Raw genomic sequence first — 22187 nt, 5'->3', positions numbered from 1 at the left:
TTCCTGTGGGAGCGAGCTTGCTCGCGATGGAGGTGGATCAGCCTGCATCAGCGTTGGATGTGCCGCCGTCTTCGCGAGCAAGCTCGCTCCCACATTGGATCGGAGTCCAGATGCCAGAATCAGGTCGGCTGTAAGTCCGCCTTCGCGAGCAAGCTTTTGCTCCCACAGGTCTGATGGGTGTACGACCGGAAGAGCCAGGTCGGCTCTAAGGCCGCCTCGCGTCGGACGTTGATCTCGGCGCCCCGTTAACCACGATGGCCGAACGCAGGCATTGCGCAGTGGGCAACCCGGCATGGATGCCGGGATAGCCGCGCTGGGCCATGGATGGCCCTTCGCGGCGGGCCCACGGAGCAATGCCTTCGTTCGGGCATGCCGAGCCTAAGCGAGGCACCGAGTGGTGGGGCAAAAAGCGTTTTGCTTACTTTTGCGCTTCTCAAAAGTGAGCCGCTGTAAGAGCGGAACCATAAGCCGCCGTTACCGCAGCAATGGATATGTACACGGTCAAAAAAACCTTGATTAACCGTAAGGCCGCCTTCGCGAGCAAGCTCGCTCCCACAGGAATCGCATCCGCCGAAGCAATTTTTTGCTGTTCGATAATCGCCCAAAACCCGCAAACGGCAATTGAACCGATCCCGGGCCGCCCTTCACCATCCCTCGCACAAAACCAATAACAACAGGTTCGACGCCATGCCCCTACGCCCCGCCTCACCCGGCTGATCCCCGATCGCCCTGACGCCCCTGGCTCCACCCTTAGCGCCTGCACTTCAAAAACGTGCGGCAACGACCCGCTTCGTCCACAAAAAATAGAGACAACGCCCATGAAGCCCTCACAGCACTTGTTCCCCAGCCTCATTGCCGTCGCCCTGACCAGTACCGCCCTGCCCGTCCTGGCGGCGGAATCGGGGTTTGTCGAAGACGCCAAGGCCACGCTGAACCTGCGCAACTTCTACTTCAACCGCAACTTCACCAACCCGAACAACGCCCAGGGCAAGGCCGAGGAATGGACCCAGAACTTCATCCTCGACGCCAAGTCCGGCTTCACCCAGGGTGTGGTTGGTTTCGGTGTGGATGTGCTGGGCCTGTATTCGGTGAAGCTCGATGGCGGCCGTGGCACGGCGGGCACGCAATTGTTGCCGGTGCATGACGACGGTCGTCCGGCTGATGACTTCGGCCGTTTGGGCGTGGCGCTGAAGGCCAAGGTGTCGAAGACTGAATTGAAGGTCGGTGAATGGATGCCGGTGCTGCCGATCCTGCGTTCCGACGACGGCCGCTCCCTGCCGCAAACCTTCCGTGGCGGCCAGGTGACCTCCACCGAAATCAACGGCCTGAGCCTCTACGGCGGCCAGTTCCGTGGCAACAGCCCGCGCAATGACGCGAGCATGGAAGACATGTCCATGAACGGCCGCGGTGCGTTCACCTCCGACCGTTTCAATTTCGGTGGCGGTGAATACGCCTTCAATGAAAAACGCACCCAGGTCGGTGTCTGGTACGCGGAACTGTCCGACATCTACCAGCAGCAGTATTTCAACCTGACCCACAGCCAGCCCATCGGCGACTGGACCCTGGGCGCCAACCTCGGCTACTTCATTGGCAAGGAAGACGGCAGCGCCCTGGCCGGCGACCTGGACAACAAAACCGCGTTTGCCATGCTCTCGGCCAAATACGGCGGCAACACCTTCTACGTCGGCCTGCAGAAAGTCGGCGGCGACGACGCCTGGATGCGCGTCAACGGCACCAGCGGCGGCACCCTGGCCAACGACAGCTACAACTCCAGCTACGACAACGCCAAGGAAAAATCCTGGCAACTGCGCCACGACTTCAACTTCGCCGCCGTCGGCGTCCCGGGCCTGACCCTGATGAACCGCTACATCAGCGGTGACAACGTGCACACCGCCACGGTCGACGATGGCAAGGAGTGGGGTCGGGAAAGTGAGCTGGCCTACACCGTGCAGAGCGGCGCGTTGAAGAGCCTCAACGTGAAGTGGCGTAACTCGACGATGCGTCGGGACTACAGCACCAACGAGTTTGATGAGAATCGGTTGATCGTCAGCTATCCGATCAGCCTGCTGTAGAAGGCAAACATGGATGGAGGTTGTACCACTGTCATCGCGAGCAAGCTCGCTCCCACAGCGGATCAGTGCCGCGCACAAAATTTGTGCTCACTGACGATCCAGGGTGGGAGCGGGCTTGCTCGCGATGGCGGCGGCACAGTCAGCATCCTCGCCGACTGACCCACCGCTTTCGCGGGCAAGCCCGCTCCCACAGGGGTTTTGCAGCAGTCTTAAGTTCGGGATTCTGTCCCGAGCTCATCCCAGACCGATTCGGCCAAGTGGAAGGTGGCGTTGGCTGCCGGGATACCGCAGTAGATGGCGCTCTGCATGATCACTTCCTTGATCTCGCTGCGGCTCACGCCGTTGTTGGCAGCGGCGCGCAGGTGCAGCTTGAGTTCTTCGGCGCGGTTCATGCCGATCAGCATGGCGATGGTGATCAGGCTGCGGGTGTGGCGCGGCAGGCCCGGGCGGGTCCAGATGTCGCCCCAGGCATGGCGGGTGATCATCTCCTGGAATTCGCTGTTGAACTCGGTCAGGGCATCGAGGCTGCGGTCGACGTGGGCATCGCCCAGTACCGCGCGGCGTACTTGCATGCCTTCATCGTAACGTTGTTTCTCGTCCACAAAAAACTCCTCAGGCGCGGTTGGAATCAAGCAGGAAATCCAACACCCGGGTGCTGAACGCAGCGCCGGCCTGGACGTTGGACAGGTGCGCGGCATGGAACTCGGCATACTCGGCCCCGCTGACCCGCGCCTGGATGAAATGCCCCCCCGACGGCGGCGTCACCGCATCTTCGGTACCGGCGATCACCAACAGCGGCACACGGATCAACGACAATTGCTCACGAAAATCGGCATCACGCACGGCCGCACAGTTGGCCGCGTAGCCCTGGGGCGATGTGGTAGCGAGCATGTCGGTGATTTTCTTCACCTTCGCAGGATGAGCCTCGGCAAAATCCGCGGTAAACCAGCGGGCGATCGAAGCATCGCGCAACGCCACCATCGCATCCTTGCCGTCGCGCAGCACGGTTTCAATGCGCGGGTTCCACACCGACGGGTCGCCGATCTTGGCGGCGGTGTTGCACACCACCAGTTTGTGCAGGCGCTCGCCGGCATTGATCCCCAGCCACTGGCCAATCAACCCGCCCATGGACAATCCACAGAAATGCACTTTATCGATGTTCAACTGATCGAGCACCGCCAGCACGTCGCGACCCAGCTGTTCGATGCTGTAGGGGCCTTCGGTGACCAGCGATTGACCATGGCCGCGAGTGTCGAAGCGCAGCACGCGAAAGTGTTCGCTGAAGGCCGCGTCCTGCTCGTCCCACATGTGCAGATCAGTGCCCAGTGAGTTGGAGAGCATCAACACCGGGGCGTCTTGCGGCCCGTCCAGTAGGTAATTCAGATCGCCCTCGGCGAGTTTGACGAATCCCACAACAATCTCCTTTCAGATGTTCAAGGCAAAGTGTTCGGCAACGGCTCGGGCGACCCAGGTCTTGGCTTGGCCGAGGTAGTGCGCCGGGTCGAGCAGATGATCAAGCTCGGTCGCCGATAGCTGCGCGCTGACCTGGGCTTCGTCTCCCAGTACCTCGCGCAGATGCCGCTGTTCGGCCACGGCGCGCTTGCAGCATTGCTCCAGCAAATGATGGGCCGTGTCGCGCCCGACACGCTGGGCCAGGACAATGCTCACCGCTTCGGCCAGCACCAGCCCTTGAGTCAGTTCCAGATTGCGGGCCATGCGCACCGCATCCACTTCCAGCCCTTCGGCCAGCAGTCGCGCCTGTTGCAAGGCACCGGAGACCAGGCAGCAGATTTCCGGCAAGGTTTCCCATTCGGCGTGCCACAGGCCCAGGCTGCGCTCGTGTTCCTGGGGCATGGCGCTGAACAGCGTCGACAACAAACCGGGTACTCGCGTCGCCGCGCCGATCAACACCGCCGCGCCCACCGGGTTGCGCTTGTGGGGCATGGTGGACGAACCGCCCTTGCCGGGCGCGGAGGGTTCGAACGCTTCGCCGGCCTCGGTCTGCATCAGCAAGCTGATATCACGACCCAGTTTCCCCAGGCTGCCGGCGATCAACCCCAGTACCGCGCCAAACTCCACCAAACGATCACGCTGGGTGTGCCACGGCTGCTCCGGCAGGGTCAGTTGCAGTTCGGCGGCCAAGGCTTCGGCGACCGGCAGCGCCTGGTCGCCCAACGCGGCGAGCGTCCCGGAGGCGCCGCCGAATTGCAGCACCAGCAAGCGTGGCTTGAGCTCCTTCAAGCGTTGGCGACTGCGGGTGACCGCCCCCAGCCAACCAGCGATTTTCATCCCCAGGGTCACCGGCGTGGCGTGTTGCAGCCAAGTGCGCCCGGCCAACGGTGTGGCGGCGTAGCGTTCGGCTTGTCGGGCCAGGATGGCGGCCAGTTGCGCCAGCTCGCCGTCGATCAGCCCCAATGCCTGGCGCAGTTGCAGCACCAGTCCGCTGTCCATCACGTCCTGACTGGTGGCGCCCAGGTGCACGTAGCGCTCGGCTTCGGCATCCTCGGCGGCGATGCGCTTGCCCAACGCCTTGACCAACGGAATTGCCGAATTACCAGCGCTGGCGATCGCTTCGCTCAGTGCCGAAAAATCGTACAGCTGCGCACGACAAGCCTGCTCGATCGGCGCCACGGCACTTTGCGGAATCACCCCGACCCGCGCCTCGGCCCGGGCCAAGGCGGCTTCGACGTCAAGCATGGCCTGGACCCGGCCCGCATCGCAGAACACCTCGCGCATGTCACGGGCAGTGAAGTAGGCATCGAATAGCTGATTGCCCGGTCGTTCGCTCATAAACAGTCCTTGGGAAGGTAGATGTCCTGTGGCCAGAGATTGCTGTGGCCACAATGACTCAAACAAGCCTCAAATGATCAGGTGGATTCAAAGGTCGTGATGCAAATACGCCGGTTGCTTAGGCAGGCGCAGGCTGAACAGGAATGCGACGACCATCATCACCGTGACATACCAATAAAAGGCGTTCTCCATGCCCTGGGCTTTCAGGCTCAAGGCGACGTATTCGGCCGAGCCGCCGAACACGGCATTGGCCACCGCGTAGGCCAACCCTACCCCCAGCGCCCGGACTTCGGGTGGAAACATTTCCGCTTTCACCAGGCCGCTGATGGAGGTGTAGAAACTGACGATCGCCAGCGCCAACGTGATCAGGATAAACGCCAGGAACGGGCTGCTGATGCTTTTGAGGGTCAGCAGGATCGGCACCGTGCACAACGCCCCCAGGGCACCGAACCAGAGCATGGAATTGCGTCGGCCGATCTTGTCCGCCAGCATGCCGAACAACGGCTGCATGCACATGTACAGGAACAGCGCGCCGGTCATGATGTAGCTGGCGGTCTTGGCGTGCAGGCCAGCGGTGTTCACCAGGTATTTCTGCATATACGTGGTGAAGGTATAGAAAATCAGCGAACCGCCGGCGGTGTAGCCCAGCACGGTGACGAACGCGGCCTTGTGGTCGCGAAACAGCGCCGCGATGCTGCCAGCGTCCTTGTTCTCACGCATTTCCTTGCTGCTGGTTTCTTTCAGGGACCGCCGCAGGAACAGCGAAATCAGTGCGGCCACGGCGCCGACCACGAACGGGATCCGCCAGCCGTAGGCACGCAGTTCATCTTCGTTGAGAAACTGTTGCAGGATCACCACCAGCGACACTGCCAGCAGTTGCCCACCGATCAACGTCACGTACTGGAACGAGGCGAAGAAACCGCGCTGGCCCTTGAGGGCGACTTCGCTCATGTAGGTGGCGGTGGTGCCGTACTCGCCGCCCACCGACAAGCCTTGCAGCAGGCGTGCGAACAACAGCAGCACCGGCGCCCAGACGCCGATGTCCTTGTAGGTGGGCAGGCAGGCAATGAGCAACGAGCCGAAACACATCATCAGCACCGAGATCATCATCGAATTCTTGCGCCCGTGACGGTCCGCCACTCGGCCGAAAATCCAGCCACCGATGGGTCGCATCAGGAACCCGGCGGCGAACACACCGGCTGTGTTGACCAGTTGCACCGTCGGGTTGTCGGACGGGAAGAATGCCGGCGCGAAATAGATCGCGCAGAACGCATAGACATAGAAGTCGAACCATTCGACCAGGTTGCCGGATGAAGCGCCGACGATGGCGAAGATGCGCTTGCTGCGTTCTTCGCCGGTGTAGTGGCTGATGATTGGGGTGGCCATGGATTATTCACTCGTTGGGGAATGGACAAAGTCTAGACACACTTCGTAACAGACCCGTTCCGCAAACAGACGTTGAAGCGATAGCGCCTGTGTGGACGCCATCGCGAGCAAGCTCGCTCCCACAAGGGTTGTTGCCATTGCCCACCGCATGTCGGGTCCCCCTGTGGGAGCAAGGCTTGCCCGCGATGGCGCCACTGTTGGCTCACTCAGTAATCGAAGAACACCGTCTCGGCATCCGTGCCCTGAAGGATCACGTTCCACTGGTACACGCCCGACGCATCAGGCTTGGCCACGATTGTGCCGCGACGTTCTTCGGGGACGCAGGCCAGCAGCGGGTCGGTTTCGTTGGCCGGTTCGCCGTCGAAATAGATGCGCGTCAGCAAGTGCTTGACCAACCCGCGAGCGAACACCAGCACCACCAGGTGCGGTGCCTGGGTCGTGCCACCCAATCCCGGCACGGTGCCCGGCTTGATGGTGGTGAAGCGAAAACGCCCTTCGGCATCCACCGGCACCCGGCCGAAGCCATCAAAATGCGGATCCAGGGGTTTGTCCTGGTCGTCTTCCGGGTGGGCGTATTTGCCGGCGGCGTTGGCCTGCCAGACTTCCAGCATCGCGTCGTTGACGAACTGGCCGTTGCCATCGACCACCTGCCCGGTGATCGCCACGCGTTGGCCGAGGGTTTCGGCGACGGTCAGGTCTTCGCGGTTCAGCCAGGTCAGGCCGATGTGGTAGTACGGGCCGACGGTGTGGGACGTGGTAGCGGTGAGGGTCATCTTATTTCTCCATCGGCGTGGCATCGCGGCCGCGCAAGACGATGTCCCAGCGGTAACCGAGGGCGTAGTGAGGGACGGTTTTTTCCAGGTCGAAACGGGCGATCAGGCGCTCCTTGGCACTCGTGTCCGGCACGCAGTTGTAGATCGGGTCGTATTCCAGCAACGGATCGCCAGGGAAGTACATCTGCGTCACCAGCCGCGTCAGAATGCTCGGCCCGAACAGTGAGAAATGGATATGCGCCGGGCGCCAGGCGTTGTGATGGTTACCCCACGGATAAGCGCCGGGCTTGATGGTCTGGAACTGATACCAGCCGTCGGCGTCGGTGACGGTGCGACCGGTGCCGGTGAAATTCGGGTCCAGCGGCGCGTCATGGTTGTCACGGTCATGGTTGTAGCGACCGGCGGCGTTGGCCTGCCAGATTTCCACCAAGATGCCTGGCACCGGCTGGCCGTGCTCATCCAGCACGCGCCCGTGAATGATGATCCGCTCACCCAGTGGCTCGCCGGCATGCTGGGCGGTCAGGTCATGATCCTTTTCCTGCACGCGGTCGGCGCCGACAGTCGGGCCGGTAATTTCCGACAACGAATGCGGCAGGAACACCAATGGCTTGGACGGCGAGCGCAGGTTGGTGGACTGGTACGGCGGGTGCAGATACTCCGGCTGGGTGCCCGCTTGGGGGCGACGATAACCAGGCTTGTCAGTCATGAAGCATTCCTCTGTTTCTTATTAGTAGAGCGACGCGTCAGACGCGTTCGATGGCCAATGCCAGACCCTGGCCGACGCCGACACACATGGTCGCCAGGCCTTTCTTGCCGCCGGTCTTTTCCAGATGGTGCAGCGCCGTCAGCACCAACCGCGCCCCACTCATGCCCAGCGGATGGCCGAGGGCGATGGCGCCGCCGTTCGGGTTGACCTGCGGCGCATCGTCCGCCAGCCCCAGATCACGCAACACCGCCAGGCCCTGGCTGGCAAACGCTTCATTGAGTTCGATCACATCGAAATCGGCGACCGCCAGGCCCAGGCGCTCAGTGAGCTTGCGCACCGCCGGTACCGGGCCGATGCCCATCACCCTGGGCGCGACGCCGGCACTGGCCATGCCCAGCACTTTGCCGCGAGGCGTCAGGCCATGTTTTTTCACCGCCTCGGCCGAGGCCAGGATCAATGCCGCCGCACCGTCGTTCACACCCGACGCGTTGCCGGCGGTGACGGTCTTGTCCGGCCCGTTGACCGGCTTGAGTTTGCTCAAGGTTTCCAGCGTGGTGTCGGCGCGCGGGTGCTCGTCCTGCTCGACCACGGTTTCGCCTTTTTTATGGGCGATGCGCACCGGCACGATTTCTTCGGCGAAAAAACCTGCCGCCTGGGCCGCCGCCGTGCGCTGTTGGCTGCGCAAGGCGAAAGCGTCCTGGTCGGCGCGGGACACGGCGTAGTCATCGGCCACGTTATCGGCGGTCTGCGGCATCGCGTCCACACCGTACTGGGCTTTCATCAACGGGTTGATGAAGCGCCAGCCGATGGTGGTGTCTTCCAGTTTCATGTTGCGCGAGAACGCGGTGTCAGCCTTGCCCATCACGAACGGCGCACGGGACATCGACTCCACGCCGCCAGCGATCGCCAGTTCCATCTCGCCGCTGGCGATGGCGCGGAACGCGGTGCCGATGGCGTCCATGCCCGAGGCGCAAAGACGATTGAGGGTCACACCGGGAATGCTCTGCGGCAGGCCCGCCAACAGCAGCGCCATGCGCGCCACGTTGCGGTTGTCTTCGCCCGCCTGGTTGGCGCAGCCGAGAAACACCTCGTCCACCGCGTTCCAGTCCACCGACGGGTTGCGTTCCATCAGCGCCTTGATCGGCACAGCCGCCAGGTCATCGGCGCGGACCGCGGACAAACCGCCGCCAAATCGACCGATGGGGGTTCGAATCGCATCACAGATATAAACGTCGCGCATCAGGCTTCTCCCGGTGCCTGGCCGTGGGCCGCCGCGGTGCGAGCTTCAAGGTCGCGCAGTGCACGCAGCTCCACCTCGGTTGGCTCGGCGGTGGTTTGCACTTGGTCGGCGAAACGGATCGCCCACCCGGTGGCCGCAATGACTTGCTCGCGGGTCACGCCGGGGTGCAGCGCGGTGACCACGAATTCATGGCTGCCGGCTTCCGGCTCCATGATGCACAAGTCGGTGATGATGCCCACGGGCCCTGCGCCCGGCAGACCGAGACGCTTGCGCGAATCGCCACCTTCGCCATGGCCGACCGAGGTGATGAAATCCAGCTTGTCGACAAACGAACGCGCCGACTGCTTGAGAATGATCAACACGCTCTTGGCCGAGCCGGCAATTTCCGGTGCGCCACCGGCACCCGGCAGGCGGACTTTCGGCTGATGGTAGTCGCCCACCACCGTGGTGTTGATGTTGCCGAAACGGTCGACCTGGGCCGCGCCAAGGAAACCGACGTCGATACGCCCGCCCTGCAGCCAGTAGCGAAAAATCTCACTGGTCGGTACGACGGTATCGGCGGTTTCCGCCAGCTCACCGTCGCCGATGGACAGCGGCAATACGCTGGGTTTGGCACCGATCGGGCCGGACTCGTAGATCAGTACGACGTCTGGCGACGAGGTCAGCCGCGCCAGGTTGGCCGCTTTCGACGGCAGGCCGATGCCAACGAAGCACACGGCATTGTTTTTCAAGCGACGCGCCGCGGCGACGGTCATCATTTCGTGGGTGGAGTAGGTCATGGTTTCACCTGCGAAGCGGCTGCCAGTCTGGCCTGGAATTCACTGAAATCCCGAGTGCCGTGGATGTATTCATTGATCCATGCGGTAAACGTCTCACGGTCGCGGGCGATCGGATCCCACGCCTGGTAGAAACGATTGTCACGCTCGGTGTAGCCGTGGGCGTAGGACGGATGGGCGCCGCCCGGTATGTGGCACACCGCGCTCAGCGCCCAGGTCGGCAGCACGCAGGCGTTCATCGGCGCATTCAGGTCGTCGACGATTTCTTCCACGGTGACGATGCAACGCTTGGCGGCCAGGGCGGCTTCTTTCTGCACACCGAGAATGCCCCACAGCAGCACGTTGCCCTTGCGGTCGGCTTTCTGGGCGTGGATCACCGTGATATCAGGGCGCACCGAAGGCACGGCGGCCAATACTTCACCGGTGAAGGGACAGGTTACGCTCTTGATCAGGGGGTTGACCTTCGGCAGGTCGGAGCCGGCGTAGGCCCGCAACACCGCGAATGGCAGGCCGGAGGCGCCGGCGACGTAGGCGTTGGCCAGGTCGGCGTGGCTGTGCTCCTCGATCTCCAGCGGGTGCGGCCATTGTTTTTCCACGGCATCGCGCAAGCGGTGCAACGACCCGACGCCAGGGTTGCCGCCCCAGGAGAAAATCAATTTGCGAGCACAACCGGCGCCGATCAACTGGTCATAGATCAGGTCAGGTGTCATGCGCACCAAGGTCAGATCTTTCTTGCCCTGGCGAATGATTTCATGACCCGCCGCCGTAGGAATCAGGTGAGTGAAGCCTTCGAGCGCGACGGTATCGCCGTCGTTGACGAATTGCTTCACCGCGTCGTGCAGCGAAAGGATTTCAGCCATGGGGCAGGCTCCCGTTTTCCAGTAGACCGACATGAAGAAAAAAGGCGCGAGGTTAAGCGCCGGAGTGACTGGAAGATTAAGCTTCGGGAAAAAGCCAAACAATCCGATAATCGACTGAGTGTTCGTTTATCGAACAGATTGTTGTTTGGCTATCGATTTATCCAAACACACAGCGCCCACCCTGTGGGAGCGAGCTTGCTCGCGATGGCGGTGGATCAGACAGACATCAGTCGCTGATACATTGCTATCGCGAGCAAGCTCGCTCCCACAGGGTTGCTTACAGGCTTAAGCTCTGGCTCAGGTCGCATCCGCATGACTGACCATGCCTTTGATCACCACCGCCGTGGTCGCCAGGGCCGCCGGAATGACCAGGGCCGTCAGGACCTGCTCGAAGTTCCAACCCAGGCCCAGCAGGGTCGCGCCCATCCAGGCCCCGAGGATCGCCCCGAAGCGACCGATGCCCAGCATCCACGAGACACCGGTGGCCCGGCCCTGGGTCGGGTAGAAACGTGCCGCCAGGGAAGGCATCGCCGATTGCGCGCCGTTGACACACATGCCGGCCACCAGCACCAGGGTGGCGAGCAAAGTGATGTTGCCCAGGCTCTGCCCCACCGCGTAGGCAAACAACCCGGCCATCAGATAGAAAAGGCCGATGACCTTGTGCGGATTGAACCGGTCCATTGCCCAACCGACGAAGACGGCACTCAACACGCCGCCGAATTGAAACAACGCGCCGATAAACGCGGCCTGTTCCATGCTCGCGCCGCTGTCGCGCATCAAGGTCGGCAACCAGCTGGTCAGCAGGTAGACGATCACCAGGCCCATGAAATAGGTCAGCCACAGCAGTAAGGTGCCGGCGCTGTAGGTGCCGGAGAAAATCACCGCCAGCACGTTGCGGGCTTTCACGGTTTTCTGTTCCGGCACACTGAAGCTCGCCGCTTGGGCCACCGTGTGTGGCTCGATCGGTGCCAGGGTCTTGCGCACTTTGTCGGTACCGCGATTGCGCACCACCAGGTAACGCGCCGACTCCGGCAGCCAGAACAGCAACACCACTGCCAGGATCAACGGCAGGATCCCGCCAATCAGCAGCAGGCTGTGCCAACCAAACGCCGGTATCAGCTTGGCGGAGATGAATCCGCCGCCGGCCATGCCCAGGTTGAAGCCGCAGAACATGCTGGTCACCAGCAGGGACTTCTTGCGTTCCGGGGTGTATTCCGAGAGCAAGGTGGTGGCGTTCGGCATCCCGGCGCCCAAGCCCAGGCCGGTCAGGAAACGCAATACCAGCAATTGATCGACGTTGGTGCTGTAGGCCGACGCCAGGCTGAAAGCGCCAAACAGCAGGACCGCGCCCACCAGTACGACTTTTCGCCCGAAGCGGTCAGCCAACGGCCCAGAGCCCAGCGCACCGAACACCATGCCGATCAGCGCGGCACTCATCACCGGGCCGAGGCTGGCGCGATCGATGCCCCAGTCCTGGGACAAGGCCGGAGCGATGAACCCCATGGCGGCAGTGTCGAGGCCGTCGAGGAACACAATCAGGAAACAGAGAATCACCACCCGCCACTGATAGCGCGAAATGGGTTGGGCATTGATGAAGGACTGCACATCGAGGCAGTGGCCTACGGAGGTCTGAGGCTGGTTCATTTTATTTTTATTCCACGCAAGAAACGCAGGCGAACGATCAGAGACCGGCGAAATACGCCGGATGACGCTGCGCGACATTAATGAGCCCAGACAAATACCGTCAATTCATCGCCGCCGACTGTGTGCGTTTATCGAACAGCTTAAGTGAACAGTTGTGCACTCAGGTCGCGACTGGCTCCCAGCAGGCCTGGCAGGAAGCGCTGTTCCAGCTCATTGCGACTGACCCGCCCGGCATGGGTACTGACGTTGAGCGCGGCCACCACTTGACCGGAAGCGTCGTACACCGGCACGGCAATCGAACGCAGGCCCTGTTCCAGTTCCTGGTCGACGATGCACCAGCCCTGTTGCCGCACCTGTTGCAGGCACTCGAGCAACGCTTGGGGGGTGTGCAACGTGCGGCTGGTCTTGGCTTGCAGGTCGGCGTGATCGAGGTAATCGCGCAGCGACGCATCATCCAGGGCCGCCAGGAGAATCCTGCCCATCGAGGTGCAATAGGCTGGCAGGCGTCCGCCCACCGACAGGTCAACCGAAATCAGACGCTGAGTGGTGGCGGAGCGGGCGATGTAGAGAATGTCGTCGCCTTCGAGCGTGGCCATGTTGCAGGCTTCGTGCAGTTGCTCGCTCATGCGGTCCAGGTACGGCTGGGCAGAAACGGCCAGGGGCGTGGAGGACAAATAGGCGTGACCAAGGGTCAGCACTTTAGGCAGCAGCGAATAGGTGCGCCCGTCCGTGGTGGCGTAGCCAAGCTTGATCAAGGTATGCAGGCAACGTCTGACGGCGGCGCGGGGGATTTCCGTGCGGTGGCTGATCTGGGCGATGGTCAGGTGCCGCTTGCGCTCCTGGAAGGCCTGAACCACCGCCAACCCGCGGGCCAGGGACGTCATGAAGTCTGGATCACCGGTCAGGGCCTGGATCCGCTTGGCTGGCGAGGCGACGATCGGTGGCGCGACTGAAGTGAAGGCATTGCGCAATTGGTCGTTCATGTCTGATCCTTCCCCGGGAGTGACGGCTATTCAAGCGGCTGCCCGATGGGCAAGCAAGGGCCGCCGGCCAAGATCGTTCGATTATCGAACCGTCGACCGATAATCGCAATCAGGCCAGGCCCGAATAAGCGCCTGCCGCAGACGTGATCGATAGTAAGTTTGCGGGAAACAACACAGGGTTTGACGTGACGATGTTAGCCATATTGAACTAGTCGGCGGGAACGGCATCTGGATAGGGCACTAGCCGGTATCTTCTGCGAGCGGCCGTACAAGTTGCACATACAAACATGAGTTCACACAACAACAACGCCTTTTACTTTTTCCCGATAGTGTTATTCGGCTGGGTCGCTATAATGCAAAACAGCGACGGTACGGCCAATCGACCGTATTCGTACGCAGGCATCGTGGTCGCGACCCTGGTGCCCGAGGCACCTTCATGGTCGCTTCCCCTGTTTGGCAACAACGCGAAGCCCTGATGCTACGTCAGCTGTCAGCTCTGGTGCCGTGGCCGTCTGCATGTCCACATGCAGTGCGTATCACCAGATTCAACTTCAATTAATTTAGGTAAAACTGTGACGAAAGACGAACTGCGCGCGGAACTTGAGCGCCAGGAACAACGTTACAAGGAAGTTTACGGCGGAGAAGTCACCACCTACGCCGCGCAACCTGAACCGGAACGCAAACCCTGGCGTAAGCGCGCCACCGTTCAGGACCAGGCCTTCACCCAGGAACTTCAGAAAATGGAAAAAGAACTCAAAGCCGAAGAGCAGTGACGCTCCGGGGCCGACGTTCTTGTGAAGAGGTCTCCGGCCGCCACCCTGGCCGGAGGCCATAGCGCACGCCCGCCATGAGCGGGCCGCCATCCACTCCCCGTCCGACAATCGGGAAGGGGCTTGGCCGACCTCTTTTTCAGATATTTCATACAATTCCTCGAGGCGTCCTATAGCTGGCGGCGATCCTGCTCGGATGCGCTTTGCGCCCCTGAATCAAGGGGTTACGCACCCCGCGGAAAACCTCGGGCTTGAGGCTTTCCTACAAATTATTTCGTTGAAGAATGTTACCGGTGAGCAGGCAGTGCATCGATTACCGAGGTTTTCTGGCATAATCGCGCCCCCTTACGACCGGGTCAGAAAACCTTCATGATCGATTTATTCAGCGGACTGGATGCTTGGGTGCTTGTGAGCCTCTTGCTCGCCCTGGCTTTTGTCCTCGCCTTCGAGTTCATCAACGGCTTTCATGACACCGCTAACGCGGTTGCCACTGTTATCTACACCAAAGCCATGCCGCCTCACCTGGCGGTGTTCTTTTCCGGTGTGTTCAATTTCCTCGGCGTGCTGCTGGGCGGCGTGGGGGTGGCGTACGCCATCGTTCACCTGCTGCCCGTGGAGCTGCTGATCAATGTGAACACCGGACACGGGCTGGCCATGGTGTTTTCGCTGCTCGCAGCGGCCATCACCTGGAACCTGGGCACCTGGTACTTCGGTATCCCGGCGTCCAGTTCCCACACGTTGATCGGTTCGATCCTCGGCGTGGGCCTGGCCAATGCGCTGATCAACGATATCCCGTTGGCCGACGGGGTGAACTGGCAGAAGGCGATCGATATCGGCGCCTCCCTGGTGTTCTCGCCCATGGCCGGTTTCCTGATCGCCGCCCTGGTGCTGATCGGCCTGAAATGGTGGCGCCCGCTGTCGAAGATGCACAAGACACCGGAACAGCGCCGCCAGATCGACGACAAGAAGCACCCGCCGTTCTGGAATCGCCTGGTACTGGTGATCTCGGCCATGGCCGTCAGCTTTGTCCACGGCTCCAACGATGGCCAGAAAGGTATCGGCCTGATCATGCTGGTGCTGATCGGTATCGTGCCGGCGCAGTTCGTACTCGACCTGGGCAGCACCACCTACCAGATCGAGCGGACCCGAGACGCGACGCTGCACTTGAGCCAGTTCTACCAACGCAACAACGAGTCCCTGGGTGAATTCCTGGCGCTGGGCAAAAGCGTGGAAGGCGATCTGCCGGAGAAATTCCGCTGCAACCCGCAGCAGACCGAACCGACCATCAATGCCCTGCTCGACACGCTCAAAGGCGTGGCGGACTACCATTCGCTGCCGTCGGAACGACGCATCGAGGTTCGTCGCTACCTGCTTTGCCTGGACGACACGGCGAAGAAGGTTGGCAAGTTGCCAGGCCTGGCAGCTCGTGAGAAGGACGACCTGAACAAGCTGCGCAAGGACCTGACCGCCACCACCGAATACGCCCCGTTCTGGGTGATCCTGGCCGTCGCACTGGCGCTGGGCCTGGGCACCATGATCGGCTGGAAGCGCGTAGTGCTGACCATCGGCGAGAAGATCGGCAAGCAAGGCATGACCTACGCCCAGGGCATGTCGGCCCAGATCACCACCGCGTGCATGATTGGCGCGGCGAACGTCTTCAGCCTGCCGGTTTCCACCACCCACGTCCTGTCCTCGGGCGTGGCCGGCACCATGGTCGCCAACAAGAGCGGCCTGCAAGGTGGCACCGTGCGCAACATCCTGCTGGCCTGGGTGCTGACCCTGCCGGCGACGGTGGCCCTGTCGGCCGGCTTGTTCTGGCTGGCATCGAAGGCCCTCGGCAGCTGATTCCAGCGGCTGACAAAAAAGGTGCGACCCTTGCGGTTCGCACCTTTTTTTATGCCCAAAACCAATGTGGGAGCGGGCTTGCTCGCGAAGGCGGTGTGTCAGTCAATGTATGAGTAACTGACACAACGCCTTCGCGAGCAAGCCCGCTCCCACATTTTGATTTGTATATACCGGAAATCGGCAAAAAAAGGGCGACCGAAGTCGCCCAAAATGCCTTGCGTGCTCGTTGTAGCCGGAAAGACCTACGGTTTTTTCCGCTTGTGTGCGTCTTTCCAGATGAATAATCCGAAGCCTGCGAAAAACACGAACATGAGGCCGACCGTCAACACCCCGGCAAACACCACATTATCGAAAAACATGACCGACCTCCTGGTCTTGCCCCTGTTGCGATGGGTTCAAGGTAACCAATCAGGCCTGGATGAAAATTGACCGGGGTCAATAACGCCCGCGACGGGGCGCAAAGGCGGGGAAATAACTGATCTGCATCAATGGATCGAGGGGGTTCAGCGCTTTTTCGGTTTGTTTTTCGGCTTTTTCTTGGGCTTACCCAACGGCATGGCCTGCTCGAAAGCCTGGCGGACTTCATTGAGGCGTTTTTCGTTGAGGTCGTGAACGCGCTTGGCGCGCTCGGCACTGAGGTCGATCAGCTTGTCGTCTTGGCTCATGGCGTGTGGGCATCGTGCAGTGAATTGCGGATGCGCCCATGATGCGGGCTGTTGGCGGCGTTGACCAGCCTGTGCGTGCAGGCAGGGGCCTGGATCAGATCTGGATATCGACCCACAGGCCCTGGCGCGTCTCGTCGTCTATCAGCGGCACCACTGGCACGGTGTTGTCGGCGTTGAGCTCGGTACCCGGTACGGCGAGGTGTACTTCCGGGTCTTCATCGGCCTCGCGGCGGCGTCGGTCGCGCTCCTGCTGGCGACGCTGCTCCTCGCGCAACAGCAGCGCGGTCTCTTCCGGGTCGCGTTTTTGCAGGTCGATGGTGCTTTCATTGGAGCTTTGCTGCACCGGGACCACGGGCGGTATGTCCGGTCGCTGGCGAACCGGATCCTGTTGAGCGGTGATGGGTACGGCGCTCAAAGGGAGCATGGGTGGCAACATAAAGTTCTCCTGTCTTCAGGTTGTCGGCGGCTAAAGGGGCAGCTTGAACCGCCGGTCCGAAACTTGTGACCCAGTTGGCAATTGCACCGTTCACCAGGGCCGAGCTTGTTTGATCGCTGGGCAAGCGTAAGTTCCATGCCGTTGGTAATGAATCAGCGTACGTAAATCCTTTGGTCTGAAGGATCCTTCCGTTAAGATAACCGGCTTTTTCAAGGCGGGAGTCAGGCAGCATGGCGCAGCAGTATCAACCGGGGCAACGCTGGATCAGTGACAGCGAAGCCGAGCTGGGTTTAGGCACCGTTCTGGCACAGGACGGCCGCTTATTGACCGTGCTCTATCCGGCCACTGGCGACACCCGCCAGTACGCGCTACGGAATGCGCCACTTACCCGTGTACGGTTTTCGCCGGGCGACGTGATCACTCACTTCGAAGGCTGGAAAATGACCGTGCGCGAAGTCGATGACGTCGATGGCCTGCTGGTCTACCACGGCCTCAACGGGCAGAACGAAGTCGTCACCCTGCCCGAGACTCAACTGTCGAACTTCATCCAGTTCCGCCTGGCCAGCGACCGTCTGTTCGCCGGCCAGATCGACCCGCTGGCCTGGTTCTCCCTGCGCTACCACACCCTGGAACACACCAGTCGCCAGTTGCAGTCTTCGCTTTGGGGCCTGGGCGGCGTACGTGCCCAGCCCATTGCCCATCAACTGCACATTGCCCGTGAAGTGGCCGACCGCATTGCACCGCGGGTGTTGCTGGCCGACGAAGTGGGCCTGGGCAAGACCATCGAGGCCGGCCTGGTCATCCACCGTCAGTTGCTGTCCGGCCGCGCCAACCGCGTACTGATCCTGGTGCCGGAAAACCTCCAGCACCAATGGCTGGTGGAAATGCGCCGGCGCTTCAACCTGCAGGTCGCGCTGTTCGACGAAGAACGCTTCATCGAAAGCGATGCCAGCAACCCGTTCGAAGACACCCAATTGGCCCTGGTGGCGTTGGAGTGGCTAGTGGACGATGAGAAGGCCCAGGACGCGCTGTTCGCCGCCGGCTGGGACCTGATGGTGGTCGACGAGGCCCACCACCTGGTGTGGCACGAAGACCAGGTCAGCCCGCAATACGCCCTGGTCGAGCAGCTTGCCGAAACCATCCCAGGCGTGTTGCTGCTCACCGCGACCCCGGAACAGTTGGGCCAGGACAGCCACTTCGCCCGCTTGCGCCTGCTGGACCCGAACCGCTTCCATGACCTCAAGGCCTTCCGCGCCGAGAGCGAAAACTATCGCCCGGTGGCCGAAGCCGTGCAGGAGCTGCTGGACAAAGGCCGCCTCTCGCCCGAAGCCCACAAGACCATCCAGGGTTTCCTGGGCAATGAAGGCGAAGCCTTGCTGACCGCCGTCAATGATGGCGATGCCGAAGCCAGTGCCCGCCTGGTGCGCGAGCTGCTGGACCGCCACGGCACCGGCCGCGTGCTGTTTCGCAACACCCGCGCCGCCGTGCAGGGCTTCCCGGAGCGCAAGCTGCACGCCTACCCGTTGCCTTGCCCGGACGAATACCTCGAATTGCCGTTGGGCGATCACGCCGAGCTGTACCCGGAAGTCAGCTTCCAGGCCCAGCCGGACGCCAGCGAGGAGGAGCGCTGGTGGCGTTTCGACCCGCGGGTTGAGTGGCTGATTGACACCCTGAAAATGCTCAAGCGCACCAAGGTGCTGGTGATCTGTGCCCACGCCGAAACGGCCATGGACCTGGAGGATGCCTTGCGCGTGCGCTCCGGCATCCCGGCCACGGTGTTCCACGAAGGCATGAATATCCTGGAGCGTGACCGTGCGGCGGCCTATTTCGCCGACGAAGAGTTCGGCGCCCAAGTGCTGATCTGCTCGGAAATCGGCAGTGAAGGCCGCAACTTCCAATTCGCCCATCACCTGGTGCTGTTCGATCTGCCGGCGCACCCGGACCTGCTGGAACAGCGTATCGGCCGCCTGGACCGGATCGGCCAGAAGCACACCATCGAGCTGCATGTGCCTTACCTGGAAACCAGCCCGCAAGCGCGGCTGTTCCAGTGGTATCACGAAGCCCTGAATGCCTTCCTCAACACCTGCCCGACCGGCAACGCCTTGCAGCACCAGTTCGGCCCGCGCCTGCTGCCCTTGCTGGAAGAAGCCGACGATGGCCAGTGGCAAGCGCTGATCGACGAGGCCCGCGCCGAACGCGAGCGCCTGGAAGCCGAGCTGCACACCGGGCGCGACCGTCTGTTGGAACTCAATTCCGGCGGCGCCGGTGAAGGCGATGCGCTGGTGGAGGCCATTCTCGAGCAGGACGACCAGTTTGCCCTGCCGATCTACATGGAAACCCTGTTCGACGCCTTTGGTATCGACAGCGAGGACCATTCGGAAAACGCGCTGATCCTCAAGCCGAGCGAAAAGATGCTCGACGCCAGCTTCCCACTGGGCGACGACGAAGGCGTGACCATCACCTACGACCGCAACCAGGCGCTGTCACGCGAAGACATGCAGTTCATCACCTGGGAGCACCCGATGGTGCAGGGTGGCATGGACCTGGTGTTGTCCGGCTCCATGGGCAACACCGCGGTGGCGCTGATCAAGAACAAGGCCCTAAAGCCCGGCACCGTGTTGCTGGAGCTGCTCTACGTCAGTGAAGTGGTCGCCCCGCGCTCGCTGCAATTGGGCCGCTACCTGCCGCCGGCCGCCCTGCGTTGCCTGCTGGACGCCAACGGCAACGACCTGGCCGCCCGGGTCTCGTTCGAAACCCTGAACGACCAACTCGAAAGCGTGCCCCGCGCCAGCGCCAACAAGTTCATCCAGGCCCAGCGCGACCAGCTCACGCCACGGATCAACGCTGGCGAAGAGAAGATCGCCCCGCGTCACGCCGAACGCGTGGCCGAGGCCCAGCGCCGCCTGGCCGCCGATACCGACGAGGAATTGGCCCGCCTGACCGCCCTGCAAGCGGTCAACCCGACCGTGCGCGACAGCGAGCTGGTGGCCCTGCGCCAACAGCGCGAGCAAGGCTTGGCGATGCTTGAGAAGGCGGCGTTGCGCCTGGAGGCGATTCGGGTGCTGGTGGCGGGCTGATTGCCACCGCCTGAAAGCTGTTGGGATTCACCTGTGGCGAGGGCGCTTGCTCCCGCTGGGTTGCGTAGCAGCCCCCTTTTTTGGGGAGCGCTGCGCACTCCAGCGGGAGCAAGTGCCCTCGCCACAATGTCCAGCGCCTCGCATCAAGGACTGTAATACCCCACCGCCACCAGGAAATGCCCGACCTTCTTCAGGTACGCGTGTTTATCCTCGACCTTGCCGGTCACCGGATTCTTCCAACGGTACTCGTACTCTCCCTCGCCCTGTTTGCCGATCAACGCCAGGATCGGCTCGCCCACCGGTTTGCCATCCGGGTCCTTGACCTTGGCGAAGTCGGTATTGATCAAGCGCAAATTGGTGCCATGGCCGACATAGCGCCGGGTATCGAGGTCGACGACAAAGACATACAAGTCATCCTGCAGGTAACCGCCCTTGAGGGAGTTGACCGCCGTCAGCGTGGCTTTCTCGTTTTTCAGCAGGTCATTCGAGGCCTTGTCCAGCAACGCCCTGGCCTGTTCGGCGGAAGCCCGGGGCAGGTAGTAGCCGACAGCCAGGATTCGCTCGCCGACACGCTGGAAATACACATGCTTGCGCTCGACCTTGCCGTCCATCCAGTTCTGCCAGCGGTACTCGGCTTGCTGGATGCCACTGGCCTCGGGGGTTTTCAAGGCGTCCTTGAAGGCTTTGCGCAAATCCGGCCCCAGCACGTCGGACACGTCTCGCCCGATCAACGCCGAGGACGGCCCGCCGCTGGCGAGCATCACACCTTGGGTGTCCACCACGAACACGTAGCGATCCTTGTCGACGAATTCCCCTTGGCGACTGAACGCGGCAAAGGCTTTGTCGCCGTTGTCGTGGTAATAGGCCAAGGCCTTCTCCAGCAGCGCCCGGGCCGCCTGGCCATCGTCCGCAGTGGCCGCCTGGGCCTGAGCTAGCCCCAGCATGAGCATTGCACCCAGCCAGGCCATCCTGTGAAAAAACCCCATGCGTGCGCCCCTCGTTCTTGTTGGTGTTTCAAGAGCGTAGACGGCGTGGGGTGATGTTGGAGTATTCAGGGAATTGCTGGGGAGCCTGGGTGAGCCAGTGGTATTGATATTGACTGACAGGACGTCATCGCGAGCGAGCTCGCTCCCACAGGGTCAGCACCCTCCGGTGTGGGAGCGAGCTTGCTCGCGATAGCGGCGGCACATCCAGAAATGATGCGCGCACAAACGGCTTATTGAGCCCCAGCGCGCAGTTGCTGCTGCAAGTTCTGGATCTGCGCCTGCAACGTGTTGATGTTACGGGTGACCTGGCCGCGGAAAGCGTCAAACTCGGCCGTGTTGCCGCCCTTGTCCTGCTGGCTCTTGAGCACGATCACCTCCTGTTCCAGGCGGTCGATGGCGGAGTTGGAGGTGGCTCTTTTCAGGGCGGTGATGTCAGCGCCGATGCTCTTGAGCTGGGCATCCAAGGCACCACCCTCGCCCTGGCTCTTCAGGGCGGTCACTTCTGCCGCCAGCGCCTTGACCTGGGCTTGGAGCTCCTTGTTGGACGCTTGCAACTGCGTGTTGGTGTTCTGCTGTTCCGAGGCCTGGGCGATGAGCTGGGCCAGTTCCTTGTCCAGGTCGGCAGATGGACCGAACGTGGCCTGCTGTAGTTTGTACTGTTCCTGCAGCTTGCCGTCGAATTGCCGCCCCTGTTCCTGCAGCTTGTTGTCCAACTGTTTGATCTGCAGCTTCAAGGCTTCACTGTCGCTCATGACGTTGGACTGCCCGGCGACCACCTTGCCGGAAATGTCCTGCAAGCGCCCTGCCGCATCCTCACTGATCCGGGCGAAGCTTTCCTGGGTCGCCACCAGTTGCTGCTCCATCAGGGAAATCTGCTGGAAGCTCCACCAGGCCAGGAAACCGAATGCACACAGCAGCGCGCCGACCAATGCCCACAGCGGCCCGGTGCTGGGTCCTTTGACCTTGGCCGCGGCAACGGGCGCCGAGCGCGCTTGCACGTGAGGCTGGCGGCTGGGCATGAAATCATCGTCATCGGGAATGTCGGCCCGCATCCGCAGGCTCGGAACATCGTCGAAGTCGTCATTGGCATCGTTACGCATGGGCATGGTTCGACCTTTGGAAAACCGATAATGGCTTGATGCGGCGAGTATAACCCCCTCGCCCGCCGCACCGATTGA

The 22187-nt window shown here is 61.9% G+C and carries 20 protein-coding genes; 4 read left to right on the top strand and 16 right to left on the bottom strand.

Annotated features, from left to right (window positions below):
* The first annotated feature begins 818 nt into the window (after window positions 1-818).
* Window positions 819-2072, top strand: a complete 1254-nt coding sequence (locus BLO80_RS18495; protein ID WP_092340954.1) for an OprD family porin — start codon at window positions 819-821, stop codon at window positions 2070-2072.
* Between the two features lie 209 nt (window positions 2073-2281).
* On the opposite strand, the gene pcaC is transcribed toward BLO80_RS18495, so the two are convergent.
* The 11 genes from pcaC to pcaR form a co-directional block, all read right to left on the bottom strand.
* Window positions 2282-2674: a 4-carboxymuconolactone decarboxylase gene (pcaC, locus tag BLO80_RS18485; RefSeq protein WP_092329023.1), complete on the bottom strand. Its 393-nt coding sequence runs from the start codon at window positions 2672-2674 to the stop codon at window positions 2282-2284.
* A gap of 10 nt (window positions 2675-2684) precedes the next feature.
* Window positions 2685-3485: a 3-oxoadipate enol-lactonase gene (pcaD, locus tag BLO80_RS18480; protein ID WP_092329025.1), complete on the bottom strand. Its 801-nt coding sequence runs from the start codon at window positions 3483-3485 to the stop codon at window positions 2685-2687.
* 12 nt (window positions 3486-3497) lie between these two features.
* Window positions 3498-4862, bottom strand: coding sequence for a 3-carboxy-cis,cis-muconate cycloisomerase (locus BLO80_RS18475; RefSeq protein ID WP_092329027.1), 1365 nt, complete (start codon window positions 4860-4862; stop codon window positions 3498-3500).
* Window positions 4863-4949: 87 nt separating this feature from the next.
* Window positions 4950-6248, bottom strand: coding sequence for an MFS family transporter (locus BLO80_RS18470; RefSeq protein ID WP_092203838.1), 1299 nt, complete (start codon window positions 6246-6248; stop codon window positions 4950-4952).
* Window positions 6249-6454: 206 nt separating this feature from the next.
* Window positions 6455-7021: a protocatechuate 3,4-dioxygenase subunit alpha gene (pcaG, locus tag BLO80_RS18465; RefSeq protein WP_092329029.1), complete on the bottom strand. Its 567-nt coding sequence runs from the start codon at window positions 7019-7021 to the stop codon at window positions 6455-6457.
* Between the two features lies 1 nt (window position 7022).
* Window positions 7023-7727 (bottom strand): protocatechuate 3,4-dioxygenase subunit beta, encoded by a 705-nt coding sequence (gene pcaH, locus BLO80_RS18460; RefSeq protein WP_092144292.1) that lies wholly within the window; start codon window positions 7725-7727, stop codon window positions 7023-7025.
* A gap of 37 nt (window positions 7728-7764) precedes the next feature.
* Window positions 7765-8970, bottom strand: a complete 1206-nt coding sequence (pcaF, locus tag BLO80_RS18455) for a 3-oxoadipyl-CoA thiolase (protein ID WP_175459519.1) — start codon at window positions 8968-8970, stop codon at window positions 7765-7767.
* Window positions 8967-9746, bottom strand: coding sequence for a CoA-transferase subunit beta (locus BLO80_RS18450; protein WP_092329033.1), 780 nt, complete (start codon window positions 9744-9746; stop codon window positions 8967-8969). The genes pcaF and BLO80_RS18450 overlap by 4 nt, the downstream gene beginning before the upstream one ends.
* On the bottom strand, window positions 9743-10603 hold the full coding sequence (locus BLO80_RS18445; protein ID WP_092329035.1) for a CoA transferase subunit A: 861 nt from the start codon (window positions 10601-10603) through the stop codon (window positions 9743-9745). The genes BLO80_RS18450 and BLO80_RS18445 overlap by 4 nt, the downstream gene beginning before the upstream one ends.
* A 297-nt stretch (window positions 10604-10900) precedes the next feature.
* Complete coding sequence (locus BLO80_RS18440) at window positions 10901-12247, bottom strand: 4-hydroxybenzoate transporter PcaK (protein ID WP_092253649.1); 1347 nt, start codon at window positions 12245-12247, stop codon at window positions 10901-10903.
* Between the two features lie 140 nt (window positions 12248-12387).
* A complete protein-coding gene (gene pcaR, locus BLO80_RS18435) occupies window positions 12388-13230 on the bottom strand; it encodes a pca regulon transcriptional regulator PcaR (RefSeq protein WP_072409756.1) in 843 nt (280 codons plus the stop codon).
* 572 nt (window positions 13231-13802) lie between these two features.
* On the opposite strand from pcaR, the gene BLO80_RS18430 reads away from it, so the two are divergent.
* Window positions 13803-14003 carry a hypothetical protein gene (locus tag BLO80_RS18430; RefSeq protein ID WP_003184509.1) on the top strand — a complete coding sequence of 67 codons (201 nt, stop codon included), beginning with the start codon at window positions 13803-13805 and terminating at the stop codon, window positions 14001-14003.
* A gap of 366 nt (window positions 14004-14369) precedes the next feature.
* Entirely contained in the window at window positions 14370-15845 is a 1476-nt protein-coding gene (locus BLO80_RS18425; protein WP_092329037.1) for an inorganic phosphate transporter, read from the top strand.
* Window positions 15846-16087: 242 nt separating this feature from the next.
* On the opposite strand, the gene ccoM is transcribed toward BLO80_RS18425, so the two are convergent.
* The 3 genes from ccoM to BLO80_RS18415 all read right to left on the bottom strand — a co-directional run bounded on the left by ccoM (window position 16088) and on the right by BLO80_RS18415 (window position 16946).
* Entirely contained in the window at window positions 16088-16204 is a 117-nt protein-coding gene (ccoM, locus tag BLO80_RS30475; protein ID WP_025212288.1) for a cytochrome c oxidase subunit CcoM, read from the bottom strand.
* A gap of 144 nt (window positions 16205-16348) precedes the next feature.
* Window positions 16349-16510 (bottom strand): hypothetical protein, encoded by a 162-nt coding sequence (locus tag BLO80_RS29975; protein ID WP_003184513.1) that lies wholly within the window; start codon window positions 16508-16510, stop codon window positions 16349-16351.
* A 94-nt stretch (window positions 16511-16604) separates the two neighbouring features.
* Entirely contained in the window at window positions 16605-16946 is a 342-nt protein-coding gene (locus tag BLO80_RS18415) for a hypothetical protein (RefSeq protein ID WP_060738828.1), read from the bottom strand.
* A 230-nt stretch (window positions 16947-17176) separates the two neighbouring features.
* On the opposite strand from BLO80_RS18415, the gene rapA reads away from it, so the two are divergent.
* Window positions 17177-20023 (top strand): RNA polymerase-associated protein RapA, encoded by a 2847-nt coding sequence (gene rapA / locus BLO80_RS18410; protein ID WP_092329039.1) that lies wholly within the window; start codon window positions 17177-17179, stop codon window positions 20021-20023.
* 143 nt (window positions 20024-20166) lie between these two features.
* Here the strand turns inward: rapA and BLO80_RS18405 are convergent, their stop codons facing one another.
* Entirely contained in the window at window positions 20167-21009 is an 843-nt protein-coding gene (locus BLO80_RS18405) for a cache domain-containing protein (RefSeq protein WP_092329041.1), read from the bottom strand.
* 230 nt (window positions 21010-21239) lie between these two features.
* Window positions 21240-22115, bottom strand: a complete 876-nt coding sequence (locus BLO80_RS18400; RefSeq protein ID WP_092329043.1) for an ATPase — start codon at window positions 22113-22115, stop codon at window positions 21240-21242.
* Window positions 22116-22187: the final 72 nt, after the last annotated feature.

The organism is Pseudomonas sp. NFACC56-3 (genome assembly GCF_900100025.1).
Classification (GTDB): domain Bacteria; phylum Pseudomonadota; class Gammaproteobacteria; order Pseudomonadales; family Pseudomonadaceae; genus Aquipseudomonas; species Aquipseudomonas fluorescens_AA.
The sequence above is the reverse complement of the archived record's forward strand: the minus strand, read 5'-3'. Positions and strand labels throughout refer to the sequence as shown.

What these genes read in the sequence shown, in the direction of transcription:
- BLO80_RS18495 (WP_092340954.1), top strand. Translation starts at nt 819, where the DNA reads ATGAAGCCCTCACAGCACTTGTTCCCCAGCCTCATTGCCGTCGCCCTG.
- BLO80_RS18400 (WP_092329043.1), bottom strand. Translation starts at nt 22,115, where the DNA reads ATGCCCATGCGTAACGATGCCAATGACGACTTCGACGATGTTCCGAGC.
- BLO80_RS18440 (WP_092253649.1), bottom strand. Translation starts at nt 12,247, where the DNA reads ATGAACCAGCCTCAGACCTCCGTAGGCCACTGCCTCGATGTGCAGTCC.
- ccoM (WP_025212288.1), bottom strand. Translation starts at nt 16,204, where the DNA reads ATGTTTTTCGATAATGTGGTGTTTGCCGGGGTGTTGACGGTCGGCCTC.
- BLO80_RS18450 (WP_092329033.1), bottom strand. Translation starts at nt 9,746, where the DNA reads ATGACCTACTCCACCCACGAAATGATGACCGTCGCCGCGGCGCGTCGC.
- rapA (WP_092329039.1), top strand. Translation starts at nt 17,177, where the DNA reads ATGGCGCAGCAGTATCAACCGGGGCAACGCTGGATCAGTGACAGCGAA.
- BLO80_RS29975 (WP_003184513.1), bottom strand. Translation starts at nt 16,510, where the DNA reads ATGAGCCAAGACGACAAGCTGATCGACCTCAGTGCCGAGCGCGCCAAG.
- BLO80_RS18405 (WP_092329041.1), bottom strand. Translation starts at nt 21,009, where the DNA reads ATGGGGTTTTTTCACAGGATGGCCTGGCTGGGTGCAATGCTCATGCTG.
- BLO80_RS18475 (WP_092329027.1), bottom strand. Translation starts at nt 4,862, where the DNA reads ATGAGCGAACGACCGGGCAATCAGCTATTCGATGCCTACTTCACTGCC.
- BLO80_RS18445 (WP_092329035.1), bottom strand. Translation starts at nt 10,603, where the DNA reads ATGGCTGAAATCCTTTCGCTGCACGACGCGGTGAAGCAATTCGTCAAC.
- pcaR (WP_072409756.1), bottom strand. Translation starts at nt 13,230, where the DNA reads ATGAACGACCAATTGCGCAATGCCTTCACTTCAGTCGCGCCACCGATC.
- BLO80_RS18425 (WP_092329037.1), top strand. Translation starts at nt 14,370, where the DNA reads ATGATCGATTTATTCAGCGGACTGGATGCTTGGGTGCTTGTGAGCCTC.
- pcaH (WP_092144292.1), bottom strand. Translation starts at nt 7,727, where the DNA reads ATGACTGACAAGCCTGGTTATCGTCGCCCCCAAGCGGGCACCCAGCCG.
- BLO80_RS18415 (WP_060738828.1), bottom strand. Translation starts at nt 16,946, where the DNA reads ATGTTGCCACCCATGCTCCCTTTGAGCGCCGTACCCATCACCGCTCAA.
- BLO80_RS18470 (WP_092203838.1), bottom strand. Translation starts at nt 6,248, where the DNA reads ATGGCCACCCCAATCATCAGCCACTACACCGGCGAAGAACGCAGCAAG.
- pcaG (WP_092329029.1), bottom strand. Translation starts at nt 7,021, where the DNA reads ATGACCCTCACCGCTACCACGTCCCACACCGTCGGCCCGTACTACCAC.